The sequence below is a fragment of the Streptomyces sp. NPDC057743 genome (assembly GCF_042798755.1).
Classification (GTDB): domain Bacteria; phylum Actinomycetota; class Actinomycetes; order Streptomycetales; family Streptomycetaceae; genus Streptomyces.
Map to the genome: position 1 here is coordinate 21774 of NZ_JBHVJX010000010.1, position 21954 is coordinate 43727.

The 21954-nt window shown below is 70.2% G+C and carries 21 protein-coding genes and 1 pseudogene; 11 read left to right on the plus strand and 11 right to left on the minus strand.

Translation table 11 applies throughout. The annotated features are described in order from the left end of the window. The first annotated feature begins 36 nt into the window (after positions 1-36). The 4 genes and pseudogenes from ACFVFQ_RS13370 to ACFVFQ_RS13385 form a co-directional block, all read left to right on the plus strand. Positions 37-687, plus strand: a complete 651-nt coding sequence (locus tag ACFVFQ_RS13370) for a helix-turn-helix transcriptional regulator (protein ID WP_383413750.1) — start codon at positions 37-39, stop codon at positions 685-687. A gap of 32 nt (positions 688-719) precedes the next feature. Further along, a complete protein-coding gene (locus tag ACFVFQ_RS13375; RefSeq protein ID WP_383413753.1) occupies positions 720-1193 on the plus strand; it encodes a DUF3291 domain-containing protein in 474 nt (157 codons plus the stop codon). A gap of 219 nt (positions 1194-1412) precedes the next feature. Next, entirely contained in the window at positions 1413-2207 is a 795-nt protein-coding gene (locus tag ACFVFQ_RS13380) for a VC0807 family protein (RefSeq protein WP_383413756.1), read from the plus strand. Between the two features lie 302 nt (positions 2208-2509). Further along, positions 2510-3472 (plus strand): annotated as a pseudogene (locus ACFVFQ_RS13385) (PLP-dependent cysteine synthase family protein); the annotation flags it as partial. 52 nt (positions 3473-3524) lie between these two features. On the opposite strand, the gene ACFVFQ_RS13390 reads toward ACFVFQ_RS13385, so the two are convergent. Both ACFVFQ_RS13390 and ACFVFQ_RS13395 read right to left on the minus strand, forming a co-directional pair. After that, a complete protein-coding gene (locus ACFVFQ_RS13390; RefSeq protein WP_383413759.1) occupies positions 3525-3992 on the minus strand; it encodes an SRPBCC family protein in 468 nt (155 codons plus the stop codon). A 113-nt stretch (positions 3993-4105) separates the two neighbouring features. Beyond that, positions 4106-4606: a DUF488 family protein gene (locus ACFVFQ_RS13395; RefSeq protein WP_383413764.1), complete on the minus strand. Its 501-nt coding sequence runs from the start codon at positions 4604-4606 to the stop codon at positions 4106-4108. A 376-nt stretch (positions 4607-4982) separates the two neighbouring features. On the opposite strand from ACFVFQ_RS13395, the gene ACFVFQ_RS13400 reads away from it, so the two are divergent. The 4 genes from ACFVFQ_RS13400 to narI are packed head-to-tail and all read left to right on the plus strand — an operon-like array spanning position 4983 to position 11667. Further along, entirely contained in the window at positions 4983-8681 is a 3699-nt protein-coding gene (locus tag ACFVFQ_RS13400) for a nitrate reductase subunit alpha (protein WP_383414373.1), read from the plus strand. Between the two features lie 3 nt (positions 8682-8684). Beyond that, on the plus strand, positions 8685-10328 hold the full coding sequence (gene narH, locus ACFVFQ_RS13405; protein WP_383413767.1) for a nitrate reductase subunit beta: 1644 nt from the start codon (positions 8685-8687) through the stop codon (positions 10326-10328). Then, positions 10328-10921 (plus strand): nitrate reductase molybdenum cofactor assembly chaperone, encoded by a 594-nt coding sequence (gene narJ, locus ACFVFQ_RS13410; RefSeq protein WP_383413769.1) that lies wholly within the window; start codon positions 10328-10330, stop codon positions 10919-10921. The genes narH and narJ overlap by 1 nt, the downstream gene beginning before the upstream one ends. Next, positions 10918-11667, plus strand: a complete 750-nt coding sequence (gene narI, locus ACFVFQ_RS13415; RefSeq protein WP_383413772.1) for a respiratory nitrate reductase subunit gamma — start codon at positions 10918-10920, stop codon at positions 11665-11667. Before narJ ends, narI begins: the two co-directional genes overlap by 4 nt. A 48-nt stretch (positions 11668-11715) precedes the next feature. Here narI and ACFVFQ_RS13420 read toward each other — a convergent pair whose 3' ends face one another. The 5 genes from ACFVFQ_RS13420 to ACFVFQ_RS13440 form a co-directional block, all read right to left on the minus strand. Continuing rightward, complete coding sequence (locus tag ACFVFQ_RS13420; RefSeq protein WP_383413775.1) at positions 11716-12315, minus strand: MarR family winged helix-turn-helix transcriptional regulator; 600 nt, start codon at positions 12313-12315, stop codon at positions 11716-11718. Positions 12316-12375: 60 nt separating this feature from the next. Then, entirely contained in the window at positions 12376-12738 is a 363-nt protein-coding gene (locus ACFVFQ_RS13425; RefSeq protein ID WP_383413778.1) for a DUF488 domain-containing protein, read from the minus strand. Between the two features lie 193 nt (positions 12739-12931). Beyond that, a complete protein-coding gene (locus tag ACFVFQ_RS13430; RefSeq protein WP_383413781.1) occupies positions 12932-13168 on the minus strand; it encodes a DUF2180 family protein in 237 nt (78 codons plus the stop codon). A gap of 23 nt (positions 13169-13191) precedes the next feature. Beyond that, positions 13192-13545, minus strand: coding sequence for a DUF3040 domain-containing protein (locus ACFVFQ_RS13435; protein WP_383413784.1), 354 nt, complete (start codon positions 13543-13545; stop codon positions 13192-13194). A gap of 42 nt (positions 13546-13587) precedes the next feature. Beyond that, on the minus strand, positions 13588-14046 hold the full coding sequence (locus ACFVFQ_RS13440; protein WP_383413787.1) for an SPW repeat protein: 459 nt from the start codon (positions 14044-14046) through the stop codon (positions 13588-13590). Positions 14047-14217: 171 nt separating this feature from the next. Between ACFVFQ_RS13440 and ACFVFQ_RS13445 the strand changes: the two genes are divergently transcribed. Further along, positions 14218-14745, plus strand: a complete 528-nt coding sequence (locus tag ACFVFQ_RS13445) for a MarR family winged helix-turn-helix transcriptional regulator (RefSeq protein ID WP_383413790.1) — start codon at positions 14218-14220, stop codon at positions 14743-14745. A gap of 100 nt (positions 14746-14845) precedes the next feature. Here the strand turns inward: ACFVFQ_RS13445 and ACFVFQ_RS13450 are convergent, their stop codons facing one another. The 3 genes from ACFVFQ_RS13450 to ACFVFQ_RS13460 all read right to left on the minus strand — a co-directional run bounded on the left by ACFVFQ_RS13450 (position 14846) and on the right by ACFVFQ_RS13460 (position 17425). Then, a complete protein-coding gene (locus ACFVFQ_RS13450) occupies positions 14846-15811 on the minus strand; it encodes a nitrilase-related carbon-nitrogen hydrolase (protein WP_383413793.1) in 966 nt (321 codons plus the stop codon). Positions 15812-15895: 84 nt separating this feature from the next. Next, positions 15896-16636: a class I SAM-dependent methyltransferase gene (locus ACFVFQ_RS13455; protein ID WP_383413796.1), complete on the minus strand. Its 741-nt coding sequence runs from the start codon at positions 16634-16636 to the stop codon at positions 15896-15898. Between the two features lie 267 nt (positions 16637-16903). Further along, on the minus strand, positions 16904-17425 hold the full coding sequence (locus ACFVFQ_RS13460) for a DUF2231 domain-containing protein (protein ID WP_383413799.1): 522 nt from the start codon (positions 17423-17425) through the stop codon (positions 16904-16906). 419 nt (positions 17426-17844) lie between these two features. Between ACFVFQ_RS13460 and ACFVFQ_RS13465 the strand changes: the two genes are divergently transcribed. Next, positions 17845-18849, plus strand: a complete 1005-nt coding sequence (locus ACFVFQ_RS13465; protein WP_383413801.1) for a hypothetical protein — start codon at positions 17845-17847, stop codon at positions 18847-18849. 120 nt (positions 18850-18969) lie between these two features. Continuing rightward, positions 18970-20622, plus strand: coding sequence for an aklavinone 12-hydroxylase RdmE (gene rdmE, locus ACFVFQ_RS13470; protein ID WP_383413804.1), 1653 nt, complete (start codon positions 18970-18972; stop codon positions 20620-20622). 110 nt (positions 20623-20732) lie between these two features. Here the strand turns inward: rdmE and ACFVFQ_RS13475 are convergent, their stop codons facing one another. After that, complete coding sequence (locus ACFVFQ_RS13475) at positions 20733-21725, minus strand: Acg family FMN-binding oxidoreductase (RefSeq protein ID WP_383413807.1); 993 nt, start codon at positions 21723-21725, stop codon at positions 20733-20735. Between the last annotated feature and the right edge of the window lie 229 nt (positions 21726-21954).

Below are 21954 nucleotides of genomic sequence, written 5' to 3' on the forward strand. Positions count from 1 at the left end.
TGTTTTGCGCACCCTCATTGGTCATAGACTCGGCGCGTGACTGCTGAAGATTCCGATTCCGATTCTGCATTCGCGGTGCTGGGTGTGTTGGGTGACCCCGTGCGCCGCCGGCTCTATCGACACGTTGCCGCCGCTCCGGAGGAGGTGGGGCGCGATGCGGCCGCGGAAGCGGTGGGGATTTCCCGGTCGTTGGCCGCCTTCCACCTGGACAAGCTGGTCGAGGCGGGGCTGCTGGCCGTGTCCTTCCGGCGGCTGTCCGGGCGCACGGGGCCCGGGGCGGGGCGGCCGGCGAAGGTGTATCGGCGTGCTGAGGGTGAGCATGCCGTGTCCGTTCCGCCCCGGTCGTACGACGAGGCCAGCCGGCTGTTCGCGGAGGTGGTGGAGAACGCGGGCCTGGACCGGGAGTTGCAGGCGGCGGCGAAAGCCGCGGGGGCTGCGCACCCGGATGCGACCGCCGATGACCTGGTCGAGGTGTTGCGGGCCCGTGGCTACCAACCCTTCTGGGACGGGGAGACGTTGCGGTTGCGCAACTGCCCCTTCCATGCGCTGGCCGAGGAGTTCCCGGCCTTGGTCTGCGGGATGAATCTCGCGCTGTTGGAGGGCTTGGCGCCGGAGCAGTGGGCGCCGTCGATGGACCCGTGTCCCGGCGGGTGTTGCGTGACACTTTCTAAAAATAAAACTCATTGACGTTAGAAGTCGGACCGGGCCATGCTGTGCTCATGACTGACTTTCACCTCGCGCAGGTCAACATCGGCCGCATCGTCGCCCCGCTGGACGGACCGGAGTTGGCCGGCTTCGTCGCCCAACTTCCAGAGATCAACGCGCTCGCCGAGTCCAGCCCGGGGTTCGTCTGGCGCATGGTCGACGATGCGGGCGAGGACGCGACCGGGTTCCGCCCCGACGAGGGCGACGACCTGCTCCTGATCAACTGCTCGGTCTGGGAGTCGGTCGAAGCCCTGCGGAACTTCACGTACCACACCGATCACCTGCGCGTACTGAGCCGCCGTCGGGAGTGGTTCCACCGCATGGTCGATGCGCACCAGGCCCTGTGGTGGATCCCGGTCGGCCACCGCCCGAGCATCGCCGAGGCGATGGAACGGGTCGCGCGGGTGCGCGAACACGGCTCCGGGCCAATGGCGTTCACCTTCCGCGACCCTCACCCGGCACCGGGCGTCGGGGCCGCACAGGTCTAGGACCTACCCGACCCTGACGCAATCGGACCGGCCCCAGCCGAAGGGCCTGACGGGCGCTCAGCCGCACCCCCTCCCTCGGCGCCAGGCCCGGGCCCGGAATGCCCCGCACGCGCCCGCACGTCTCTGACCAGCAGGTTTCCGTGATAACTCTTGGTAATGGCCGCACATTCCGGATATGCCGCCGCCTGATACCGAAACGCTTGTCAAGGGAGCCATTGCATGAAGACCCCGGCAGTCAAGTCCCCGGGCCCCACACAGAAGTTCCGGGCCCTCGCCCCGATGGTGCTCGACCTGGTCATCCCCATCGCGGGCTTCTACGTCCTGCACCAGTGGGTCGGCCTCAGCCAGGTCTGGGCGCTGACCCTCGCCGGCGCGGCGGGCGGCGCCTGGGCGTTGGTCCACACCATTCGGCGGCGCAAGCTGGACGTCATCGGCCTGCTCGTCGTCCTCGAAATGGCGCTGACCGTCGCGTTGCTGTTCCTCTCCGACGACCCGCGCCTGGTCGCCGCCAAGCCCTCCTTCTACACCCTGCTCGCGGCCGTCTACCTGCTCCTCACCTGCGTCGCCGGCCGGCCCCTGGTCTATGTGGCGGCCACCCCGATGGCCACCGACGGCGATCCCGACCGCACCGTCGCCTATGAGCAGGCATGGGAGCGCTCCCGGCCGTTCCGGACCCGTGAGCGCATGGTGACGGCGGCGTTCGGGCTCGCCGCACTGGTCGACGCCGTGCTGCGCGTGATCGTCGTCTACAGCTTCGATGTCGACAAGTTCAACGAGTCTTTCCTGCTCTCCCAGTTGCCGGGCATCGTGCTGATCGTGGCGGTGCTGCTGTTCACCAAGTCCCAGATCAAGGTGTTGCACGGGCTCGTCGACGAGGTCCACGACCAACTGGCCGCCGAGGGCGTCATCGGCCCTCGCCCCGACGCGGACCGGCCCGCCACCGCGGCGGACGAGGCACACGGGACGGACGGGGCGCGCACGACGGACGAGGCGCTGAAGGGTGCCACGCGATGAGTGCGGCTACCGCTACCGCCGGGCCCCGTCTGCCGCTGCGGGCCAACGCGTTGAAGGACAGTCATCCCCGCTCGCCCGGCCAACGCCCGTCCAGCGCGGGCCACTTGCCATGGGCGCGTAGCCGCACGGGTACGCGGTTCAGACGCGGCACGCCGTAACACCGTGGCTGCGTCGACGTCACGACGTCGCCGTACCCACTGTCGACGCGGCGCGGCTGGCGCGTTGCGGGTGCGTTGACGCGTTTCGTGTCCGAAGCCCGGGAGACTGCTCCCGGGCCTCGATCTTTCCGGCAGACTGCTGCGATGGACGTCTACGAATCCCTTGTCGACGTGGTCGGCAACACCCCGCTGGTACGGCTCAACCGGATCACCGGGGACCTTTCGACCCCGATCTACGCGAAGTTGGAGTACGTCAACCCCGGCGGGAGCGTCAAGGACCGCATCGCGCTGTCCATGGTGCGGGCCGCCGAGGACGCCGGGCTGCTGGGGCCGGGTGGCACCATCGTGGAGACCACCTCGGGCAACACCGGGGTGGGCCTGGCCATGGTGGCGGCGCAGCGCGGCTACCGCTGCGTCTTCACCCTGCCGGACAAGAGCAGCACCGAAAAGGTGGCGGTGCTGCGCGCCTACGGCGCCGAAGTGGTGATCTGCCCCGGCGACGTACCCCGCGAACACCCCGACCACCCGAGGGCGACGGCGGAACGGATCGCCCGGACCACTCCCGGCGCGTGGCTGGCCGACCAGTACAACAATCCAGCCAACCCCCTTGCCCATCAGGGAAGTACGGGCCCGGAGCTGTGGCGGCAGACCGAGGGCCGGATCACGCATCTGGTGGCGGGCGTCGGCACCGGAGGCACGATCAGCGGCACCGGTGGCTACCTCAAGGAGGTCAGCGGCGGTCGGGTCCGAGTCATCGGTGCCGACCCCGAGGCATCCGTCTACTCGGGCGGGCCCGGCACCGCGTACGCGGTGGAGAGCATCGGCCTGTTCCGCCACCCCGAGACGGTGGACGACTCCTGGCCGCAGTCGTTCTACACCGAGGTGGTGGACCACTTCGAACGGATCAGTGACCGCGACTCGCTGCTGACGGCCCGGCGACTTGCCTGCGAGGAGGGGCTGTTGGTGGGTACCTCGGCGGGGACCGCGGTGGCCGGCGCGCTGCGCGTCGCCGCCGGGCTCGGTCCGGACGACCTGGTGGTCGTGGTCATTCCGGACTCCGGCCGCAACTACCTGAGCAAGGTGTTCGACGACGAGTGGCTGCGCGAGCAGGTCGGCGACCAACTCCCTTCCGGCGGGGCGCAATAGGCCGATACGCCTGTCACCGTTGCCGGCCGACGGCGGACTCCAAAAGCTCCTTGAGTCGGGTCAGGTCGGCGGCGACCATTCCGGCGTCCCGCTCGAAGTCGGCGTCACTCATGCCTGGTTGACGGCGGAGGGTGAAGACCACCTCGCTGCCGCTCCCCGTGCCGTCGTTGATCACGCGGAGCGGGTTGTGGACGGTCTCCCCGGTGGGCAGGGTGACGTCGTGGTCGAGTACGCCCAGTGCGTTGCGCGGGGCGAAGGTGACTACCACCCGCCCCAGCAGGGAGGACTCCGCGACCCACTCGTCCCCGATCCTCTCGATGGAGTCCCCCAGGCCGCGGGCCCAGGCAGGCAGGTTGGCCGGGTTGGACGCGTAGGCGTACACGTCATCGACGGTGCGGTCGATGCGAATGCCGATGTGACGGGAGAGCTCGTCGGTGCCGTCGCCGCTGCCGTTACTGCCGCTGTTGTTGATATTGGTCATGGCCAGGACGGTAACGACGAGCCACCTTCGGCGTCTTGAAGGAATCGGACACGGAACGACCGTCGGTGGTCGGGTGATTGAACGGCGGCGCCACCGGCCGACCGTCACTGCCCTCACCCGGCCCCGGGCAGCGGCATCCCGCAGGACGGGCACGCGCTCATCGGTTCGTCCGGGATGCGGCCGCAGTGCGGGCAGGCCGTCCTCAGCCAGCAGGCGGCGTCGCCGGCGTCCTCGGGTGGGCGGTCGGGGGCGTCGGCCGCCAACTGGCGGGCCAGGATCCTGGCGTGGCTGAGGTGGAGCGGTGTCGCCGCGGTCTGGAGGATCAGCGGCCCGGTGCGGGCGAGTTGGCGGAGCTGGCGCAGGGCTTCGGCGCGTGGCGGAGCCTCGGCGAGTTCCTGGGCGTAGCGGTGGGCGAAGGCCGGGTAGTTGGCCTCGTTGAGGTCGTACCAGCGCCAGAGTGCGGCGGAGGGGGCGACCCCGGCCAGCCAGATGTCGGGGCGCACGATCAGGGGGAGGCGTCCCAGCGTCAGTCTTCGGTCGACCAGTACGCGGGTACCGGGCCAGGGGCGTGTGGGCTCGTACACCGATTCGGTCCGGACTCCGTGCGGCGTCACGCCGGCCGCGTGGCCCGCCGTTCCCGCTCGTGGCGCCCGTGAGGCCCGTGGCGTCCCTTCTGTTCCGCTCATCTCACCGCTTCCTCCCCTCATGGAACACCTCACCCATTCCTGGTCGTTTGGAGCTTTGCGCCTCGTCAGGCCGGTGTTTGTGCGGGGCGACCGACGGGCCGTCACTCATAGCGAAGTGCATGCCATTGGCAAGTATTGCAAAGCGCAAGAAAAACTACGTATAACTCTCATCAAGCCTCTCGTGATGGCGTGTCAGCAGGGACTCCGCATGGTGAAGCTGGTCCCGGTGGAACGCGACCGCCCGGGTACGGGGCCCCGAGAGGTCGGTGCCGCTCCCCCGCGTGCTGTGAAAGGAGCGACGGTGGTGGTACGAAGCGGCGCCCGGAGAGAAGCCGAGCGCGTTGCGGCGAAGGCTGCAGAACAGTTGTTGCAAGTGGGGACGGCCCTACGGCGGGCCCCCACCACACCGGACCTGAGGGCGGTTTTCCGGACCGACCAAGGCGTGAACGACGCGCCGTACCGGGAGCGTTGGGCCCACGACCGGGTGGTGCGCTCGACTCACGGAGTGAACTGCACGGGCTCGTGCTCGTGGAAGGTGTACGTCAAGGACGGCGTGATCACCTGGGAGACGCAGGAGACCGACTATCCGTCGGTGGGGCCCGACCGTCCGGAGTACGAGCCGCGCGGGTGTCCGCGCGGGGCCTCGTTCTCTTGGTACACCTACTCGCCGACCCGGGTGCGCTACCCGCATGTGCGCGGCGTCCTGTTGGAGCTCTACCGGGAGGCGCGCCAACGCCTGGGGGACCCGGTGGCGGCCTGGGCGGAGATCACATGCGATCCGGTCAAGCGGCGGCGGTACCAGTCGGCGCGCGGCAAGGGGGGTCTGGTGCGCATCGGTTGGGACGAGGCGCTGGAGCTCGCGGCGGCGGCCCACGTCCACACCATCGCCGCGCACGGGCCGGACCGGATCGCCGGCTTCTCGCCGATCCCGGCGATGTCGATGGCCTCGCATGCGGTCGGTGCGCGGTTCATGTCGTTGATCGGCGCGCCGATGGTGTCGTTCTACGACTGGTACGCGGATCTGCCGATCGCCTCGCCGCAGGTCTTCGGGGACCAGACCGACGTGCCGGAGTCGGGTGACTGGTGGGATGCCGCCTACCTGATGCTGTGGGGTTCGAACGTGCCGGTGACCCGGACCCCGGACGCGCACTGGATGACCGAGGCGCGCTACCGGGGGCAGAAGGTGGTGGTGGTCTCGCCGGACTACGCGGACGCGACGAAGTTCGCGGACGAGTGGCTGCATCCGCATCCGGGCACGGACGGTGCGCTGGCGATGGCCATGGGGCATGTGGTACTGCGGGAGTGCTTCGTCGAGCGTCAGGTGCCGTATTTCACCGACTACGTCAAGCAGTTCACCGATCTGCCGTTCCTGGTGGCGCTGGAGGAGCGGGACGAAGGGTTCGTTCCGGGGAAGTTCCTGACGGCCGCGGACCTGGGGTTGGAGCCGAAGGAGGAGGCGACCGCGGCGTGGAAGCCGGTGTTGCTCGACGCGGTTTCCGACCGGCCGGTGGTGCCGAACGGGACGCTGGGCGACCGCTGGTCCAAGAGCGGGACCGGGCGGTGGAATCTGGATCTGGCCGGGATTGAACCCGCGTTGACCTTCCACCGGGAGCACGGGAGTGGGGTCACGGTGGTGCTGCCGCGGTTCGATGCGCAGGGCACCGTGCGGCGCGGGGTGCCGGTGCGGGAGATCGGCGGGCGTCGGGTGACCACCGTCTTCGATCTGCTGCTGGCCCAGTACGGCGTGGGCCGGTCGGGACTGCCGGGTGACTGGGCGGAGGGCTACGAGGATGCCTCGCTCCCCTACACCCCGGCGTGGCAGGAGACGGTCACCTCGGTGCCGGCGCGCGCGGTGGTGCGTGCGGCGCGGGAGTTCGCGCACACGGCGGAGAAGACCCGCGGCCGTTGCATGATCGTCATGGGTGCGGGCACCAACCACTGGTTCCACTCCGACACCATCTACCGCTCGTTCCTCACCCTGCTGCTGCTCACCGGCTGCCAGGGTGTCAACGGCGGCGGCTGGGCCCACTACGTCGGGCAGGAGAAGGTCCGCCCGTACACCGGTTGGCAGCAGTTGCAGTCGGCCGCGGACTGGGTGCGCCCGTCCCGGCAGGTGCCTGGCACGCCGTACTGGTATCTGCACACCGACCAGTGGCGGTACGACGCCCAGGATGCCGATGCGTTGACGGCGCCGACCGGCGAGGGTGCGTTCGCCGGGCGGCACACCGCGGATCTGGTGGCGCAGTCGATGCGGTTGGGGTGGATGCCGTCCGCTCCGACGTTCACCGCCAATCCGTTGGAACTCGGCCGGCGGGCGCACGCGTCGGGGCGTGAACCGGGTGACTGGGCGGCGTCCGAACTCGCCGCCGGGCGGCTGACGTTCGCCTGCGAGGATCCGGACGATCCGGCGAACTGGCCGCGGGTGGTCACTGTGTGGCGGGCCAACCTGATCGGTTCCTCGGCCAAGGGCAACGAGTTCTTCCTGCGGCACCTGTTGGGGGCGAGCGACAACGCCCGTGCGCAGGAGGCCCCGCCCGGGAGTCGGCCGCGCGATCTTGCCTGGCACGAGGACGGGCCGCGCGGCAAGGTGGACCTGCTGTTGGCGTTGGACTTCCGGATGACCTCGACCACGTTGCTGGCCGACCTCGTACTGCCGGCGGCGACCTGGTACGAGAAGCACGACCTGTCCAGCACGGACATGCACCCCTATGTGCACGCCTTCTCGCCGGCGATCAACCCGCCCTGGCAGGCCCGGACCGACTTCGAGATCTTCCAGACACTGGCCGCGAAGTTCAGCGAGTTGGCGGCGGGACGCCTGGACACCGCCCACGACCTGGTGGCCACCGTGCCGCAGCACGACACGCCTGGGGAGACGGCGCAGCCCGGCGGGACGGTGTGTGACTGGCGGGAGCCCGGCATCCGTCCGGAGCCGGGCCGCAACATGCCGCTGTTCAGCCTGGTGGAGCGGGACTACACCGCGGTCGCGGCCAAGTTGGCGGCGTTCGGTCCGCTCGCCGAGCAGCAGGGCATGACGGTCAAGGGGTTGACCGTTCACCCCGGTCCGGAGTCCCGGTGGCTCGCCGAGCGTTGCGGGACCGCCGTGTCCGGCCCGGCGCGCGGGCGTCCGCTGTTGGACACCGATGTGAAGTTCTGTGAGGCGATCCTGGCGTTGTCGGGCACCACCAACGGGCGTCTGGCCGCCGAGGGTTTCCACCAGCTCTCCGAGCGTTGCGGGGCGGACGCCGGGTTCTCCGAGCTGGCCGCCGCCGTCCACGAGCGTCGGGTGGTGTTCTCCGACACCCAGAACCGGCCGGTGCAGGTCGGCACCAGCTTCGAGTGGTCCGGCAAGGAGGCCCCCGACCGGCGCTATGCGCCCTTCACGGTCAACACCGAGCACCGCAAGCCCTGGCACACCCTGACCGGGCGCCAGCACTTCTACCTCGACCATGACTGGATGGCCGAGTACGGTGAGCAACTCCCGGTCTACCGGCCCCCGTTGGACCAGGCCGTGGTCCTCGGCGCGGATGCGGTGGACGACGACTCCCGCTCGGTGACCGTCCGCTACCTCACTCCGCACTCGAAGTGGTCGATCCACTCCGAGTACCAGGAGAACCTCCTGATGCAGACCCTGGCCCGCGGCGGGCCGGTGATCTGGATGAGCCTGGCCGATGCCGAGGCCATCGGTGCCGCGGACAACGACTGGATCGAGGCGGTCAACCCCAACGGCGTGGTGAGCGCGCGGGCGGTGGTCTCCCACCGCATGCCGCCCGGCACGGTGTTCATGTACCACGTGCAGGAGCGCCTGGTGAACGTCCCCCGTTCCCAGGCAACCGGGCGCCGCGGCGGGGTGCACAACGCCCTCACCCGCCTCCTGATCAAGCCCACTCATCTCATCGGCGGCTACGGGCAACTGTCCTTCGCGCCCAACTACTACGGTCCCACCGGCAACCAGCGGGACGCGGTCACCGTCATCCGTCGTCGCGACCAGCACGTGGAGTACTGAGAAATGCCCCGTCGCAAAGCCACCTCCATCGGACGCTGCATGGCACAGGTCGCGATGGTCATGAACCTCGACAAGTGCATCGGCTGCCACACCTGCTCGGTCACCTGCAAGCAGACCTGGACCAACCGGCAGGGCACCGAGTACGCCTGGTTCAACAACGTCGAGACCCGCCCCGGCCAGGGCTACCCCCGCGGCCACGAGGACCAGGACAAGTGGAAGGGTGGTTGGCGCCTGGACGGCCGCGGCCGCCTGGTCCCGCGCACCGGCGGTCGCGCCCGTCGCCTGGCCCGGCTCTTCGCCAACCCCGAACTCCCCACCCTCAGCGACTACTACGAGCCCTGGACCTACGACTACGAGACGCTGATCTCCGCACCGTTGGGTGACGACCTGCCCACCGCCCGGCCCCGCTCGCTGGTCGACGGGCGACCCACCGAGGTGACCTGGGGCCCCAACTGGGACGACGACCTCGGCGGCGGCCCCGACCACCTGGCCGGGGACCCCGTCCTGCGGCAGCTGAACGAGCAGGTGCGGTGGGAGTACGAGCAGGCGTTCATGTTCTACCTGCCGCGGATCTGCGAGCACTGCCTGAACCCGACGTGCGTGGCGGTCTGCCCTTCGGGCGCGCTCTACAAGCGCATCGAGGACGGCATCGTGCTGGTCGACCAGGACCGGTGCCGCGGCTGGCGGATGTGCGTCAGCGGCTGCCCGTACAAGAAGGTGTACTTCAACCATTCCACCGGCAAGGCGGAGAAGTGCACCCTGTGTTACCCGCGCATCGAGGCGGGTGAGCCGACCGTCTGCTCGGAGACCTGTGTGGGTCGGCTGCGGTACCTCGGCGTCATGCTCTACGACGCCGACAAGGCGGGCGAGGCCGCGGCCGTCCCGGACGAGAAGGACCTGTACGAGGCCCAACTCGGCTGCTTCCTGGACCCCCACGACCCAGAAGTGGTGCGCGCCGCCGAGGAGTCGGGCATCCCGCACGACTGGATCCTCGCGGCCCGTCGCTCCCCCGTGCGCGACCTGATCGCCCGTTACCGGGTGGCCCTGCCGCTGCACCCGGAGTACCGGACGCTGCCCATGGTCTGGTACGTCCCGCCGCTCTCCCCCGTCGTCGAGGCCCTGACCCGCGGCGGTCACGACGGCGAGGACCCGGCTCATCTCTTCGGTGCCATCGACACCCTGCGCATCCCCCTGGACTACCTGGCCGGCCTGTTCACCGCCGGCGACCGGGCGCCGGTGGAGGACGCACTGTGCCGACTGGCCGCGATGCGCGCGCACATGCGGCGGATCAACCTCGGCGAGGAACAGGACCCGGCGATCGCGCGCAGCGTCGGCCTGGACGAGCACTCGATCGAGGCGATGTACCGGTTGCTGGCCGTGGCCAAGTACGAGGACCGCTACGTCATTCCCACCGGCTACGCCGTCGGCCGGGACCGGGAGGACGACGCGACCGCGCACGGGTGCAGCCTGGAGGGCCAGGGCGGGCCGGGCATGTACGACCCGGAGGCGTTCCACGCGCCTCCCCTGGCCGGGTCGGCGGCGTCCACCGGTCGGCTCCGGGACCGGGTCAACCTGTTCAACTGGAACGGCCGCGGCAGGCCGCAGGGGCTGTTCCCGCCGCGGCGGCAGGGGGAGGGCAGCAGCTGATGAACCGTCACCGCGCCGTCCATCAGGCAACCGCCCTGCTCCTGTCCTACCCCGACCCGGTCTGGGCTGAGCGGCTTCCCCAGGTCGCCGCCGCACTCCACCAACTCAAGGGCCCCGAGGTCGAGTTACTGCTCGGCTTCTGCGCCGAGGCGGCGGGCGCCCCCCTGTTGGACCTGGCCGCGCGCTATGTGGTCACCTTCGACCGCACCCGGCGCCGGACCCTGCACCTGACCCACTACACCGACGGCGACACCCGTCGCCGCGGCGCCTCCCTGGCGGCGCTCAAGTCCCGTTACCGCAAGCACGGTTGGGAACCCGACGACGGCGAGCTGCCCGACTTCCTGCCCGTCGTGTTGGAGTTCGCCGCCCGCTGTCCCCAGGCGGGCCTCCCCGTGCTGCATCACTACCGCGGCGCCGTGGACCTGCTCGCCCGGGCGTTGGCGGACTACCACAGCCCCTACGCCGATGTGCTGCGCGCCCTGCAACACACCCTGCCCGCCGCCGGTCCGCAGCCGGCACCCGTACCCAACGACGCGACCCCCGTGCCGTTTCCGATCCGCGCTACCCCGGGCGACGAAGGAGTCCGCCGGTGACCACCCACCTCCGCATCGCCCTGTGGGGCGTGCTGCCCTACCTCGCCCTGACCGTCCTGGTCGCCGGCACCGTCTGGCGCTACCACCACGACCGCTTCGGCTTCACCACCCGCTCCAGTCAGCTCCACGAGGCCCGGTTGCTGCGCATCGGCGGCCCGATGTTCCACTACGCCCTGCTGTTCGTCGCCGGCGGTCATGTGATGGGGCTGTTGGTGCCCGAATCGCTCACCCAACGGCTCCAGGTGAGCGAGGAGATGTACCACTCGGTCGCCCTCACCATGGGCGGCGCGGCCGGCGTCGCGGCCGCCTGCGGTCTGGGCATCCTGCTGTGGCGGCGGCTGCGGGTGCCGGCCGTGCGCCAGGCGACCAGCCGCAGTGACCGCCTGGTCTACCCCCTGCTGACCCTGGTCCTGGTGGCCGGCCTGACCGCCACCGCGTCCTCGGTGGCCAACCCCTACGACTACCGGCTGGGCGTTGCCGTCTGGTTCCGGAGCCTGTTCGCACTCGACCCGGACGTCCCGGCGATGGCGCACGCCCCGCTCGTGTACCAGTGTCACGCCCTGCTCGCCATGGTCCTGTTCGCCCTCTGGCCGTTCAGCCGGCTCGTGCACGCCTTCACCGCGCCCGTCGGCTATCTGGTCCGGCCGTACATCGTCTACCGCTCCCGCGCCCGCACCACCCCCTACCGGCATCCCGCCGCCGCCCGCCCCGCCACCCGGCAGCGGCGGGCCGGCGCACCGCGCTGACCGAGACGACGGCCGGCCCCGCTCCAGCGGCGGGGCCGGTCGCGCTTCTCACGCCAGTCCGTCGCGGCCGCCCGGGGCGAGCGGGTCCGCCACGATCCCGCCTATCCGCCGCACCTCGTCGAAGGGGTCGACGGCCAGCTCGCCGGCGGCCTCGATGAGCGCCCGCAACGCCGGTACCAGCTCGGCGCGTTGCTGGTCCGGCAGCCGGCCGACGAGTGTGCGGACCTCGGCCCTGCGGTGTGCAAGGACCCGCTCGACCATGGTCCGTCCGTCCGCGGTGAGGCGCAGCACGACCTCGCGGCGGTTTTCCGGGTTGGGCTTGCGGTCGACCAGTCCGACGGCTTCCAGCTTGTCGACCATCCGCATCGCGGTCGAGGGATTGACGCCCAACGTGGCGGCCATGGCCGCGAGTTTGAGGGGTTCGCAGCTCTCCAGCACGACCAGGGCCCGCAGTTGCGGCAGCGTCACGGCGTCGTCTATCGAGGCCAGGGCGCGCGCCGAGACGGCCATGAGCAGGCGGGATGCCGCCATGACGGCGACCGTGACCTCCTCCGCCTCCTCGTCGAGGCGACCCGTCGCGGCCGGATCGGCAGGCGGGCCGGCGGGCGGGTCGGCGGGCTCGGGTGATGCGGATGGGTGCGGAGACATGGGGACCGTTATACCGTCCGATCCTCCGCGGTGATCCTCTTTGCAGGGGTTGTTGCTACCTCACCGCTTCTCGGCCAGCCATTCTGCGAGCACCGCGGCTTGGCTGTGCTCGATGTCCTTGGTGGCGGTCAGCAGCGTGATGGTGTCGTGGGTCGCGAGGTCGCGGAGGTGCACGGCGGCCTCCCGGTGTGCGGAGTCGCGCAGTTCGCTGAGGTAGCGGCGGCGGAACTCGGCGAAGCGGTCCGGGTCGTGGCCGTACCACTTGCGCAGCTCGGTGGAGGGGGCCACCTCGCGCAGCCACTCGTCGAGGTGCAGGTCCTCCTTGCGCATTCCGCGCGGCCAGACGCGGTCGACCAGCACGCGCTTGCCGTCCCGCGCCGTGGTCTCCTCGTAAACCCTGCGGCAGGTGATCTGTGTGGCCATCGGTGTCGCTCTCCTCTGCAACGGCACGACAAGTGCAGGTTCAAGTGCAACAGCAGCAGGTTCAAGTGCAACAGCTCGGTGCAACAGCTACGGGGGCTCATTTTATCGGTGGTGACCGGCGCCGGCCGGCGCCCGGAGCCAGGTGACTGGCGTTCGCGACCGACCCTTCCGCTCGCCCGTCCCCTCCGCAGCGTCACCGCGCGCTTCCCTTGGTAGCGACCCGAGTGGGCGGTGACTGGGAGGCGTGACAGGTCAGGCAGGTGACCTCGCGGGCAGGTCGGGAGAGCGTCGACTGGCCGACGCCGGCCAACCGGTGACCGGGCTCCAGGGCGACATGGCAGTGTTGCAGACAGACCCCGGCACCGCAGTGGTGGCAGACGCCGACGGCATCGGCGAACTTACCGGCCTGCGCGCAGTCGTAGCACTTCATGGAATCACCGCTTTCCGGCCGCCTCATCGGGTCGCCTGCCCGCCGCGACGCAGATCCGGCGCAGCCGGCCGTTCCGCCCCGCGCCGGAACCGGGCGCAGAGCCACGGGACTCCGGAGACCACCACCATGGCCCCGGCCGCTATCAACAGCCCCACGTCCCGGGCCACGGCCCCGGCGACGAACAGCACGCCGCTCACCGTGACCGCCACGTAAGCGCTCACCACACCTGCCCGCAGCCGCCGCACGAGCCCGGTCCGCCCTCCCCCGGTGCCGGCACCGCCGAAGGTGCTCAGCAGCAGCGCGAGCTCGGGGTCGTTCTCCAGGAAGTGCTGCTCGATCTCGGCGAGAGCCCGCCGGTCACGCATGGGTAGAGTCATGGCCACCTCCTTCCGGAGCAGTCGCCATGCGCTACGCGCCGGCTACTTACCGGTCGTTGGCCGCCGTTCCGCCGCCATCGACAGCCGGGTTGCCGCCAACCCGAGGGCCAGCGTCACGGCGCCGAGCACGACGTTGTTCCAGATGATTCCGGCGGTCGCGCTGTGGCCGGCCGTCACGACCCACGGCGAGACGATCAGCCAGACGCCGATCGCCGCGCAGGTCCACGTCAGCCGGTACATGCGCTCGGGTGCCCGGGTGATGCCCAGGCCGATCACGGCCAGGACGAGGCCGATGATGAGGTTGTTCACAGTCAGTTCCGGGCTGGTCACACGGAAGTGCACCACCCACGGGGAGATCGCCGCGTAGATACCGGTGAGGAGAACCAGACCGTCGAGGGCGACTGCCTGGCGCCCGCCAACCAGCTTGGCGTAACGCTCACGCATCTCGGGGACGTCGGGGTGACTGGTGATGTCCGGGGCGTGACGAGAGAGGTCCGACATCCGAATCGCTTCCCCTCAGATACTTCGAATGACCTCACCCTCAGAGTATCATTGCCCAGTGCAATAAAGCAGCCAAAAGTGGATAAATAGGCACCCACAACGGCACGGCTCCCGGCGCCCGTTCACTGCCAGGGGAAACCCCGGCACCCCACCTGACCATGGCGAAAGACCATGAAGCAGTCCACTCCCCGTGACGGCGAAGCAACGGCCCCGAAGCGCGATGTGCACGAGACCGTCGAAGAGGTCACCGCTGCCCTGATGGAAACCTCCCGGCTCTTCGTCGCGATCTCCGCCCGCTCGCTCGCCGCCACCGATCCCACACTCACCCTCCCCCAACTCCGCACCCTGGTCGTCCTGCACAGTCACGGTGCGGGCAAACTGGCCGCGCTGGCCGCCGCGTTGGAGGTCAACGCCTCCACGGCGCTGCGCATGGTCGACAGGTTGCAGGCCGTCGGCCTTGTCGACCGGCAGACCAATCCCACCAACCGCCGCGAGGTGGTCCTCCGCCTCACCCCGGCCGGCCGGCGCCTGGTCGACGACGTCCTGGCCCACCGCTCCGAGGAGATCGGCACGATCGTCACCCGCCTCCCCGCCGACCAACGCACCGGCCTGGTCAAGTCCCTACGCGCACTGATCGAGGCCGCGGACGAGCTCACTTCGGACGCGCAACGGCACGCCCCCATGGTCGTGATGCCTTGACACGATGCCGTGAAGTGATGACATGGCGCGGTGTCTTGGCGCTACGGCCAGAAGTAGCCCTTGAGATCAGCCGGATGTTGCCAGTCATCCGCCGGCCCAGTCAGTCACTGGTGACGGAGTGGTGAGCGGACTCGTCGACGTGGAGGGTGAAGATGTCGGGGCGGGCGTAGTGGCCGGTGGGGTCGAAGTCGAAGCGGGCGCGGGTGAGGTCGTCGAGATCGAGTTCGGCGGAGAGTATGCCTTCGCCGTTGCGCAGCGGGCCGGCGAGGAGCTCGCCGAGCGGCGAGACGATGACGGAACCGCCGCCGATGACGACGGTGTCGGGTGCGTCGCCCTGGGTGGGGTGGAGGTCGGCGGGGAGGCCGTCGCGGCGTAGGTACTGGTTGGCGCTGAGGACGAAGCAGCGGCCTTCCAGGGCGATATGGCGCATGGTGGCCTGCCAGGCATCGCGGTCGTCCACGGTCGGTGCGCACCACAGGTCGACGCCCTTGGCGTACATGGCCGTGCGAAACAGCGGCATGTAGTTCTCCCAGCAGATGACGGCGCCGAGGCGGGCGGTGCCGGTGTCGATGACCGGGAGGGTGGAGCCGTCGCCCTGGCCCCACAGGTAGCGTTCGGCGGCGGTCGGCATCAGCTTGCGGTGCAGTCCCAGGTAGCCGTCGGGGCCGAAGTAGAGGGCGACGCAGTAGAGGGTGCCGCCCTGTCGTTCGACGGCGCCGACGACGGCGTGGCAGTCGAGTTCCCGGGCGAGGCCGGCGAGTTGGCCGACCTCAGGGCCGGGGACGTCGATGGCAGCATCGTGGTAGCGGCGGAAGAGCTCGCGGCCGGCCGGGGTGCGCATGCCGACGGTGACGTCGAAGTCCAGGCCCTTGGGGTAGCCGCCGAGGAACGCCTCTGGGAGGACGACGACTTGCGCGCCGTGGTCGGCGACGGCCTCGCGGATGAGTTCGTCGGCGCGAGTCAGGGCGGCCTGCTTGTCGAAGAGCGGGGCGGCTGCCTGGACGACGGCGGCGGTCACGGTGCGGCGGGGGGCGCGGGCCGCGTCGGCGGCTTGCTGAGTGGCCATGGCACCGAGGGTAGAAATCCGCACGCCGCCGGGCAACCGGTGATCGTGACAGCTGAGCCACCGCCACGGCCGGTCAGCCATGCGTCAGGCGCGGCAGCGCAGCATCTCCAGCGGCGGGTTGGCGAGGAAGTCCGTCCAGAAGTCCGCCCCGAACTTGCGCACGCCGGCGTCGGACACCTCCAGTGGGACCCAGGTCAGCTCGCTGAACCCGGCCGTCCGCAGGCACTTTTCGTAGACCTCGCGGCGCGGGCAGGTGGCGACGATCTCGATCGGCGGGTCGAGCAGTGCCGTGGTCCGAGCGCGGGGTCCGGCCTCGTCTTCCTCCCCGGTCAGCTCGGTGTGGAAGCCGTACTTGTGCAGGAGCGGTCCGTCGAAGCGGTAGTCGGGCGTCTGGACGAGCAGGAAGAACTCGGCGCCGGGCGCCACGTTCCGGTGCACGTTGCGGCACATTCGCTCCATGGCGGCGATGTCCGGTGCGTAGTTGAGCAGTTGGACCGCCGTGGCGACGTCGAAGCGCCGCCCGAGGGGCCGGAGTTCGGCCACATCGCCCACGTCGTAGCGCACACCCAGCGGATTGCTGTCCTCCAACTCCCTTGCCGCGGCGACCATTTCGCCGGAGATGTCGATTCCAAGCACCTCCGCGGCGCCGCGCCGCTTGAACTCCCGACTGTAGAAGCCGGTGCCGGAGGCCAGGTCGAGGACCGACTTGCCGCGTACGTCGCCGACCATGCCCAGGAAGCTGGGCACCTCCGCGTAGTGCGCCAGCGGCAGGGCCTTGAACCCCTCGAACGCCTCGCCTATCTCGTCGTATTGCTGTGCACTCATCGTGCCGTGCCCTCCTCGTGCTTCGTCCGCCATGTCCTTGGCGCCGCCATGTTCTTGGCGTCGGCCCCCGTACCCGGGACAGGCCGCGGCCACTGGCGGGCAGTCTTCCTGCACCGCGACGGGCCGCTGTACTGGCAGAAGCCACGAAGATGCGGGCGCGGTCCCGGTCTTGCGCACAGGTAGCGGCGTTGGTACCGGCGTTGGAGATCCGCATCCGAGCGCCGGGCCCCGCTCGGCACAAGCGGGATTTCCCCACCCGAGCCCTTCTCAGCCGTGCCGCGTGGACGTAGTGGAGAAGTTGTCGTGCCAGGCCGCTTGGGCTCCCGAGTCCCCGATGCGATAGGTCTGCACCACCGCGCCGGCGCCCACCACCAGCGCAAGCGCTATCGCCACCACGCGCAGCGCACCCGGTGCGCGCGTCGCCGACCGTCGCCCTCCGGCTTCGGTCGAGGGTGCTTCCCCTGTGCGGCGGTGCATCCACCACAGCGCCGCCGCCAGCACGAACAGGCCCGCCGCCCAAGGCAGCAGCCCGTCACCCAACTCGGCGTGCTCGCGCACCAGCGGGTCGCTGTCGACGTGGTGCTTGAGCCACTCTCCGGCGTGGGTGGTGATCGGCACACTGATCAGGGACACCATGGCCAACACCGGCAGGGCAAGCCCGAACCGCCGGGCCAGGCCGGGCCGGCTGGCGCACACCACCACGGCGAGCGCCGTCAACGGCACGAGCACGACCACGAGATGCACGAAGAGCACGTGCGCGGGTATCCCGTTGATCAACGTAGGTCCCATGAGCGCTCCTTGTGTGAGTAGTACCTGCGACCGCAAGCTACTACACGCGTGTAGACGCTTGATAGGGGCCTCCAACGCAGGAACCGCGGTAGACGGGCGCCCGACTCCGGTGTCGCGCTGGACGCCGGCATCGGCTGCCCGCGGCACCCCGCCAAGTTCCCGCTGGAGGCACTGCGCACGCCGCCTGTCGGCGTGCGCCACGCTTGGTACGGGTGGCCGAACGCCGGTCGGGGCCGGATACGGCGCGGCACGCCTTGTCACCGCATCACATCGGCCGCCGCGGCGCCTCACTCCTTCGTGCGTACGTGTCGCGGTGCTGCGCCGGGCGGCGCGCGGCCACTGACACGATGCATGCGGCATCCGGCGCCACGGCACGGCGCCGCGCCCCACCCCGTTCGGAGAGAGGCAGAGGCCCAGGAATGACGGAATCGGACTCCCGGCAGGCTCCCTTCTACATCACGACGGATACGGACTCGCGGCAGGCCCCCTTCTACCTCACCAAGGCCGAAGACCGGCAACTGCGCGTCGCCGCCGACCTGTTGAGTCCCTCCCTCGTCATTGACCAGGCATCGTCGTTCGACGAGTACGTTCGCCAGATGATGGTTCCGCCGGCCGTCATGGACCTGGCCCACAAGGCCACCAACATCCGGCTGGCGGCCTGGGAAAACCAGGCACTGCGCGAGCAGTTGGAGCCGGCCCGCACCGACGACGAACGGCCGCGCCTGCTGCGGGAGATCCTGCGCCGCAAGTCCCAGGAGGATCCCAGTCACCCTCCCTACGTACGGGTGGCGTGCACCGGACGCGGCAAGTACGACGACCTCGCGGAGCAGTACGGATACGACCCGACACTTCCCATGGCGCGCGACAGCGGCGACTTCGGCTCGCCGGTGGTCCTGGAACTGTGGCCCGCCGGGCACTACTCCCCGATGCACTCCCACGGCAACACCACCGGCATCATCTACTGTCTGGCCGGCCAACTCGACGTGATGTCCTACAGCAAGCTGGACTGGAAGGCCGACAAGCGCGGCCTGGTGACGCTGACGCCGGGCAGGTGTGCCTGGCTCTCCGGCAACACCTACGACGTGCACAAGGTGTTCTGTCCCATGGACGGCGGTCGAGCCGTCCCGCCCGACCAGATCAACAACACCGCCGACTTCGCCGCCAGCTTCCATGTCTACCTCGACGAGCACAAGTTGTCGATGGACCACTACGAGCCCTACGACCCGGAGTCCGCCGTGCCGGACAGCGTCGACGTCTTCTACTACGTCGATGAGAGCGAGCCCCACCACGTCAAGCCGTTCACGACCTACTCCGACCTGTCGTGGCGCGCCCTGCGCATGGTCCTGGCGAAGACCGCCCTCGACCAGTTCCGCCGCGACCCGAACGGCCCGCTGGCCGCCGAACTCGTCAAGAACCTCTTCTGAAAGCTCTGCTGAGCTCGGCGTCCGCGGCGAGCGCGCGGTCGTCCGAAATCCAGTTGGCGGCGGGGGATTTGGCCTGTTAGGCAACGGGGGTACAGCGGTACATGGCGAGAGGGATCAATCATGGGTGACCGGGTGTCAGTTCTGGTCGTCGGCGCTGGACTGGCCGGCCTGTCCAGCGCAATGTTCCTGGCTCAGCGGGGAGTTGACGTGTTGCTGGTGGAGCGGCGCTCCGGCACCTCGCCGTTCCCGCGGGCGGTGGGACAGAACCAGCGCACGATGGAGTTGTTGGGTTTCGCCGGCGTCGCCGACGCGATGCAGGCGTGCGGGCCTGCGGCCACGGGGTTCCGGGTCCGGATCGCGGCCAGTTTGCGGGGGCCGGCCTTCCAGGAGTCCGTCCACGATGACGTCATCGCCAATGCGGGGGCCCTGTCCCCGGCGGTGTGGGGCATGGCCGGCCAGGACAAGGCGGAGCCGGTGCTGCGCGAGCGTGCTGAGGAGCTCGGTGCCCAACTGCGCTTCGGCATCGAGTTGGTGTCGTTCACCGAGGACGCGACCGGGGTGACGGCGGTGCTGCGCGAGCGCGGTGGCGAGCCGACGACGGAGGTGCGCGCCGACTACCTCGTCGCGGCGGACGGGGCCCGCAGCGGGGTGCGGGAGGCGCTGGGTGTCAACCGGCATGGTCCGGGCGGCCTCTCGCACAACGTCAACATGATCTTCGATGCCGATCTCAGTGAACTGATCGACCACGAGCGACCCACGTTGCACATAGTGCGCAACGGTCAGGTCGCCGGCGTGTTCGCCCCCGTCGACACCGTCAACGGGCGGCATCTGTTCAGCACTTCGTACGATCCGGACAAGGGCGAGTCGCCCGCGGACTTCACCCCCGACCGGTGCGCCGAGCTGATCCGGACGCTCACCGAACTGCCCGAACTTGAGGTGCGGATCAGGGCCGTGCAGCCGTGGGAGATGGCGGCGGCGGTGGCGGACCGGTTCCGGGTGGGGCGGGTGCTGTTGGCCGGTGACGCGGCCAAGGTCACCCCGCCGATCGGCGGGTTCGGCGGCAACACCGCCATCGGCGACGCCTTCGACCTGGCGTGGAAGCTCGCGGCGGTGCTCGACGGTTCGGCCGGGTCGGGGCTGCTCGACAGCTACGACGCCGAGCGGCGCTCGATCGCCGAGCGGGTGGTGGCCGAGTCGTTGCGGTTGCGGGACACCCGCGGGTTCGCCGCACCCGCCAAGGACGCGGAGAAGGTCTCCGAACAGCAGAAGGCCATCGAGCTCACGCTCGGGTTCCGCTACCGCTCGGCCGCGGTGCTCACCGAGGACGATGACCCGGCCGACGCGGAGGACCCGTTCGAGCCGACCGGACGCCCCGGGTTCCGCGCCCCACATGTGTGGTTGCGCAACCGGGACGGTGCGACCGTCTCCACGGTGGACTTGTTCGGGCACGACTTCGTGCTGCTGTCCGGAGTGACGGGTGGCTTCTGGACCGATGCGGCCAAGCAGGTCGCCGCGAGCCTCGGTGTCGCCGTCCGCACGCACCTGATCGGCATGGAACTGACCGACACCGACGGCCAGTTCCATGCTCGGTACGGGATCGACACCTCGGGAGCGAGCCTGGTCCGGCCGGACGGCGTCGTCGCCTGGCGCACCGCGGCGGCGCCGGACAACCCGGCGCGGACGCTGACGCACGTGCTCACGGCGGTGCTGGCAAGGGAGCCGGGGGGCGGAGCGCCAGCACCCCAGCGCCCCAAGGCGGTTGCCTCCGAGTAGGGGTGTCGCCGGCTCACCGCCGCCTGGCGTGCACGTCAGGCGGCGGTGAGCCTTGGGCTGGGGCCGGTCCGATGGGTCAGGGCGGTTCAGCCGCCCACTCGCATCGGGGCTCAGGAAGTGATCGTCAGGACCTCGTCCGCCGGTCGGCGTGGAGTGCCCGTCCCGTTGGGGCCGTAGCCCAGGCGCAGGATCATGTGGACGTGGCCGGCGCCGGAGCGTGGGTCGCGCAGCAGCCAGCGCAGGTCGGGCCATTCCAGTGGCTGGGTGGCGAAGGAGGTGGCGAGCCCGTGGTGGGTGGCGAGGAGCAGGACGCGTTGGAGTGCCTGGCCCGCGCGTAGCCAGTCGGCCGGGCCGTCGTGGGTGGTGCTGAGGGAGGCCAGTTGCGGACTTTTTTCGAAGTCGGCGTAGGGGCGTCCGGGGATCGGGCGGCGGCCGGCGAAGTCCCGCGTCGGGGCTGCGCCGCCGCGTTTGGTGGGGCCGAAGGCGTACTCGGGGATCCCGTCCGCGGTGGGTTCGGCGGCGGCGTTGCGGGTCCAGCTGCGTTGTTCGGCCTCGCGGCCGTCGTCCATGCGGTCGTAGCGCTCGGCGTTGAGGATGAGGTCGAGCACGGCCTCGCGGTGCGGGGTGGTCAGGAACGCCAGTCGCGCCCCTTCGCCGGCCGCGGCCCCGGACAGGGTGGCGCGGAGGCCGGCCGGGACGCGTCGTTCGGAGAAGGGGGCGCGGCTGGTGTGGCGGGTGCGGAGCGCGTGGTGGAGCTCGGGCAGTCCCATGCCCAGGGGTTCGTGCGGTTCGTCGAAGCGTAACGAGGCGAGGAGCGTGGGGGTGTGCGGGTCAGGCAGCAGGGTGGTGTCGGTGCGGAGACCGGCATGAGCTGCCGCGGTACGGAGGTTCAACAGGGCCGCGCCACAGCCGAGATGGAGCCCGCGGGTGGTGGGGTCGGCCAGCGGCATCGCGCGGTCCAGGTCGGCGAAGAGCCGCATGGTGCGCGAGGAACGGGAGTATTCGAGACGCCACGGTTGGGCGTTGTGCATCGAGGGCGCCATGGTGGCGTCGGTCACCAGCGACTTGATGGCGGTGTCGTCGAGGGTGGATTGGGTGAGCACTGGGTGCCTCCCGGGTGGTTCGGTCCGTGCCGGAAGGAGCAGGGCTCGGCACGGCGGTGGTGTCGGCAGGGTCCTCTCCAGGGTTGCGGGGCCCGGTCGTTGGCGTCAGGGGTCATAGGGCCCTGACTGGGGGCTGGTTGGCCCGCGGACCGGTGAGCCGGGCGTGGGGCCGGTGCTCGACGGTCTCGGCAGCCCGGCGGCATCTCTTCGGGGCCTTGGGGGCTTTGGG

Bases quoted from the DNA above. Each gene is read 5' to 3' on its own strand.
- ACFVFQ_RS13375 (WP_383413753.1), top strand. From the start codon at position 720: ATGACTGACTTTCACCTCGCGCAGGTCAACATCGGCCGCATCGTCGCC.
- ACFVFQ_RS13380 (WP_383413756.1), top strand. From the start codon at position 1,413: ATGAAGACCCCGGCAGTCAAGTCCCCGGGCCCCACACAGAAGTTCCGG.
- ACFVFQ_RS13390 (WP_383413759.1), bottom strand. From the start codon at position 3,992: ATGACCAATATCAACAACAGCGGCAGTAACGGCAGCGGCGACGGCACC.
- narH (WP_383413767.1), top strand. From the start codon at position 8,685: ATGCCCCGTCGCAAAGCCACCTCCATCGGACGCTGCATGGCACAGGTC.
- narJ (WP_383413769.1), top strand. From the start codon at position 10,328: ATGAACCGTCACCGCGCCGTCCATCAGGCAACCGCCCTGCTCCTGTCC.
- ACFVFQ_RS13420 (WP_383413775.1), bottom strand. From the start codon at position 12,315: ATGTCTCCGCACCCATCCGCATCACCCGAGCCCGCCGACCCGCCCGCC.
- ACFVFQ_RS13425 (WP_383413778.1), bottom strand. From the start codon at position 12,738: ATGGCCACACAGATCACCTGCCGCAGGGTTTACGAGGAGACCACGGCG.
- ACFVFQ_RS13430 (WP_383413781.1), bottom strand. From the start codon at position 13,168: ATGAAGTGCTACGACTGCGCGCAGGCCGGTAAGTTCGCCGATGCCGTC.
- ACFVFQ_RS13435 (WP_383413784.1), bottom strand. From the start codon at position 13,545: ATGACTCTACCCATGCGTGACCGGCGGGCTCTCGCCGAGATCGAGCAG.
- ACFVFQ_RS13440 (WP_383413787.1), bottom strand. From the start codon at position 14,046: ATGTCGGACCTCTCTCGTCACGCCCCGGACATCACCAGTCACCCCGAC.
- ACFVFQ_RS13445 (WP_383413790.1), top strand. From the start codon at position 14,218: ATGAAGCAGTCCACTCCCCGTGACGGCGAAGCAACGGCCCCGAAGCGC.
- ACFVFQ_RS13450 (WP_383413793.1), bottom strand. From the start codon at position 15,811: ATGGCCACTCAGCAAGCCGCCGACGCGGCCCGCGCCCCCCGCCGCACC.
- ACFVFQ_RS13455 (WP_383413796.1), bottom strand. From the start codon at position 16,636: ATGAGTGCACAGCAATACGACGAGATAGGCGAGGCGTTCGAGGGGTTC.
- ACFVFQ_RS13460 (WP_383413799.1), bottom strand. From the start codon at position 17,425: ATGGGACCTACGTTGATCAACGGGATACCCGCGCACGTGCTCTTCGTG.
- ACFVFQ_RS13465 (WP_383413801.1), top strand. From the start codon at position 17,845: ATGACGGAATCGGACTCCCGGCAGGCTCCCTTCTACATCACGACGGAT.
- rdmE (WP_383413804.1), top strand. From the start codon at position 18,970: ATGGGTGACCGGGTGTCAGTTCTGGTCGTCGGCGCTGGACTGGCCGGC.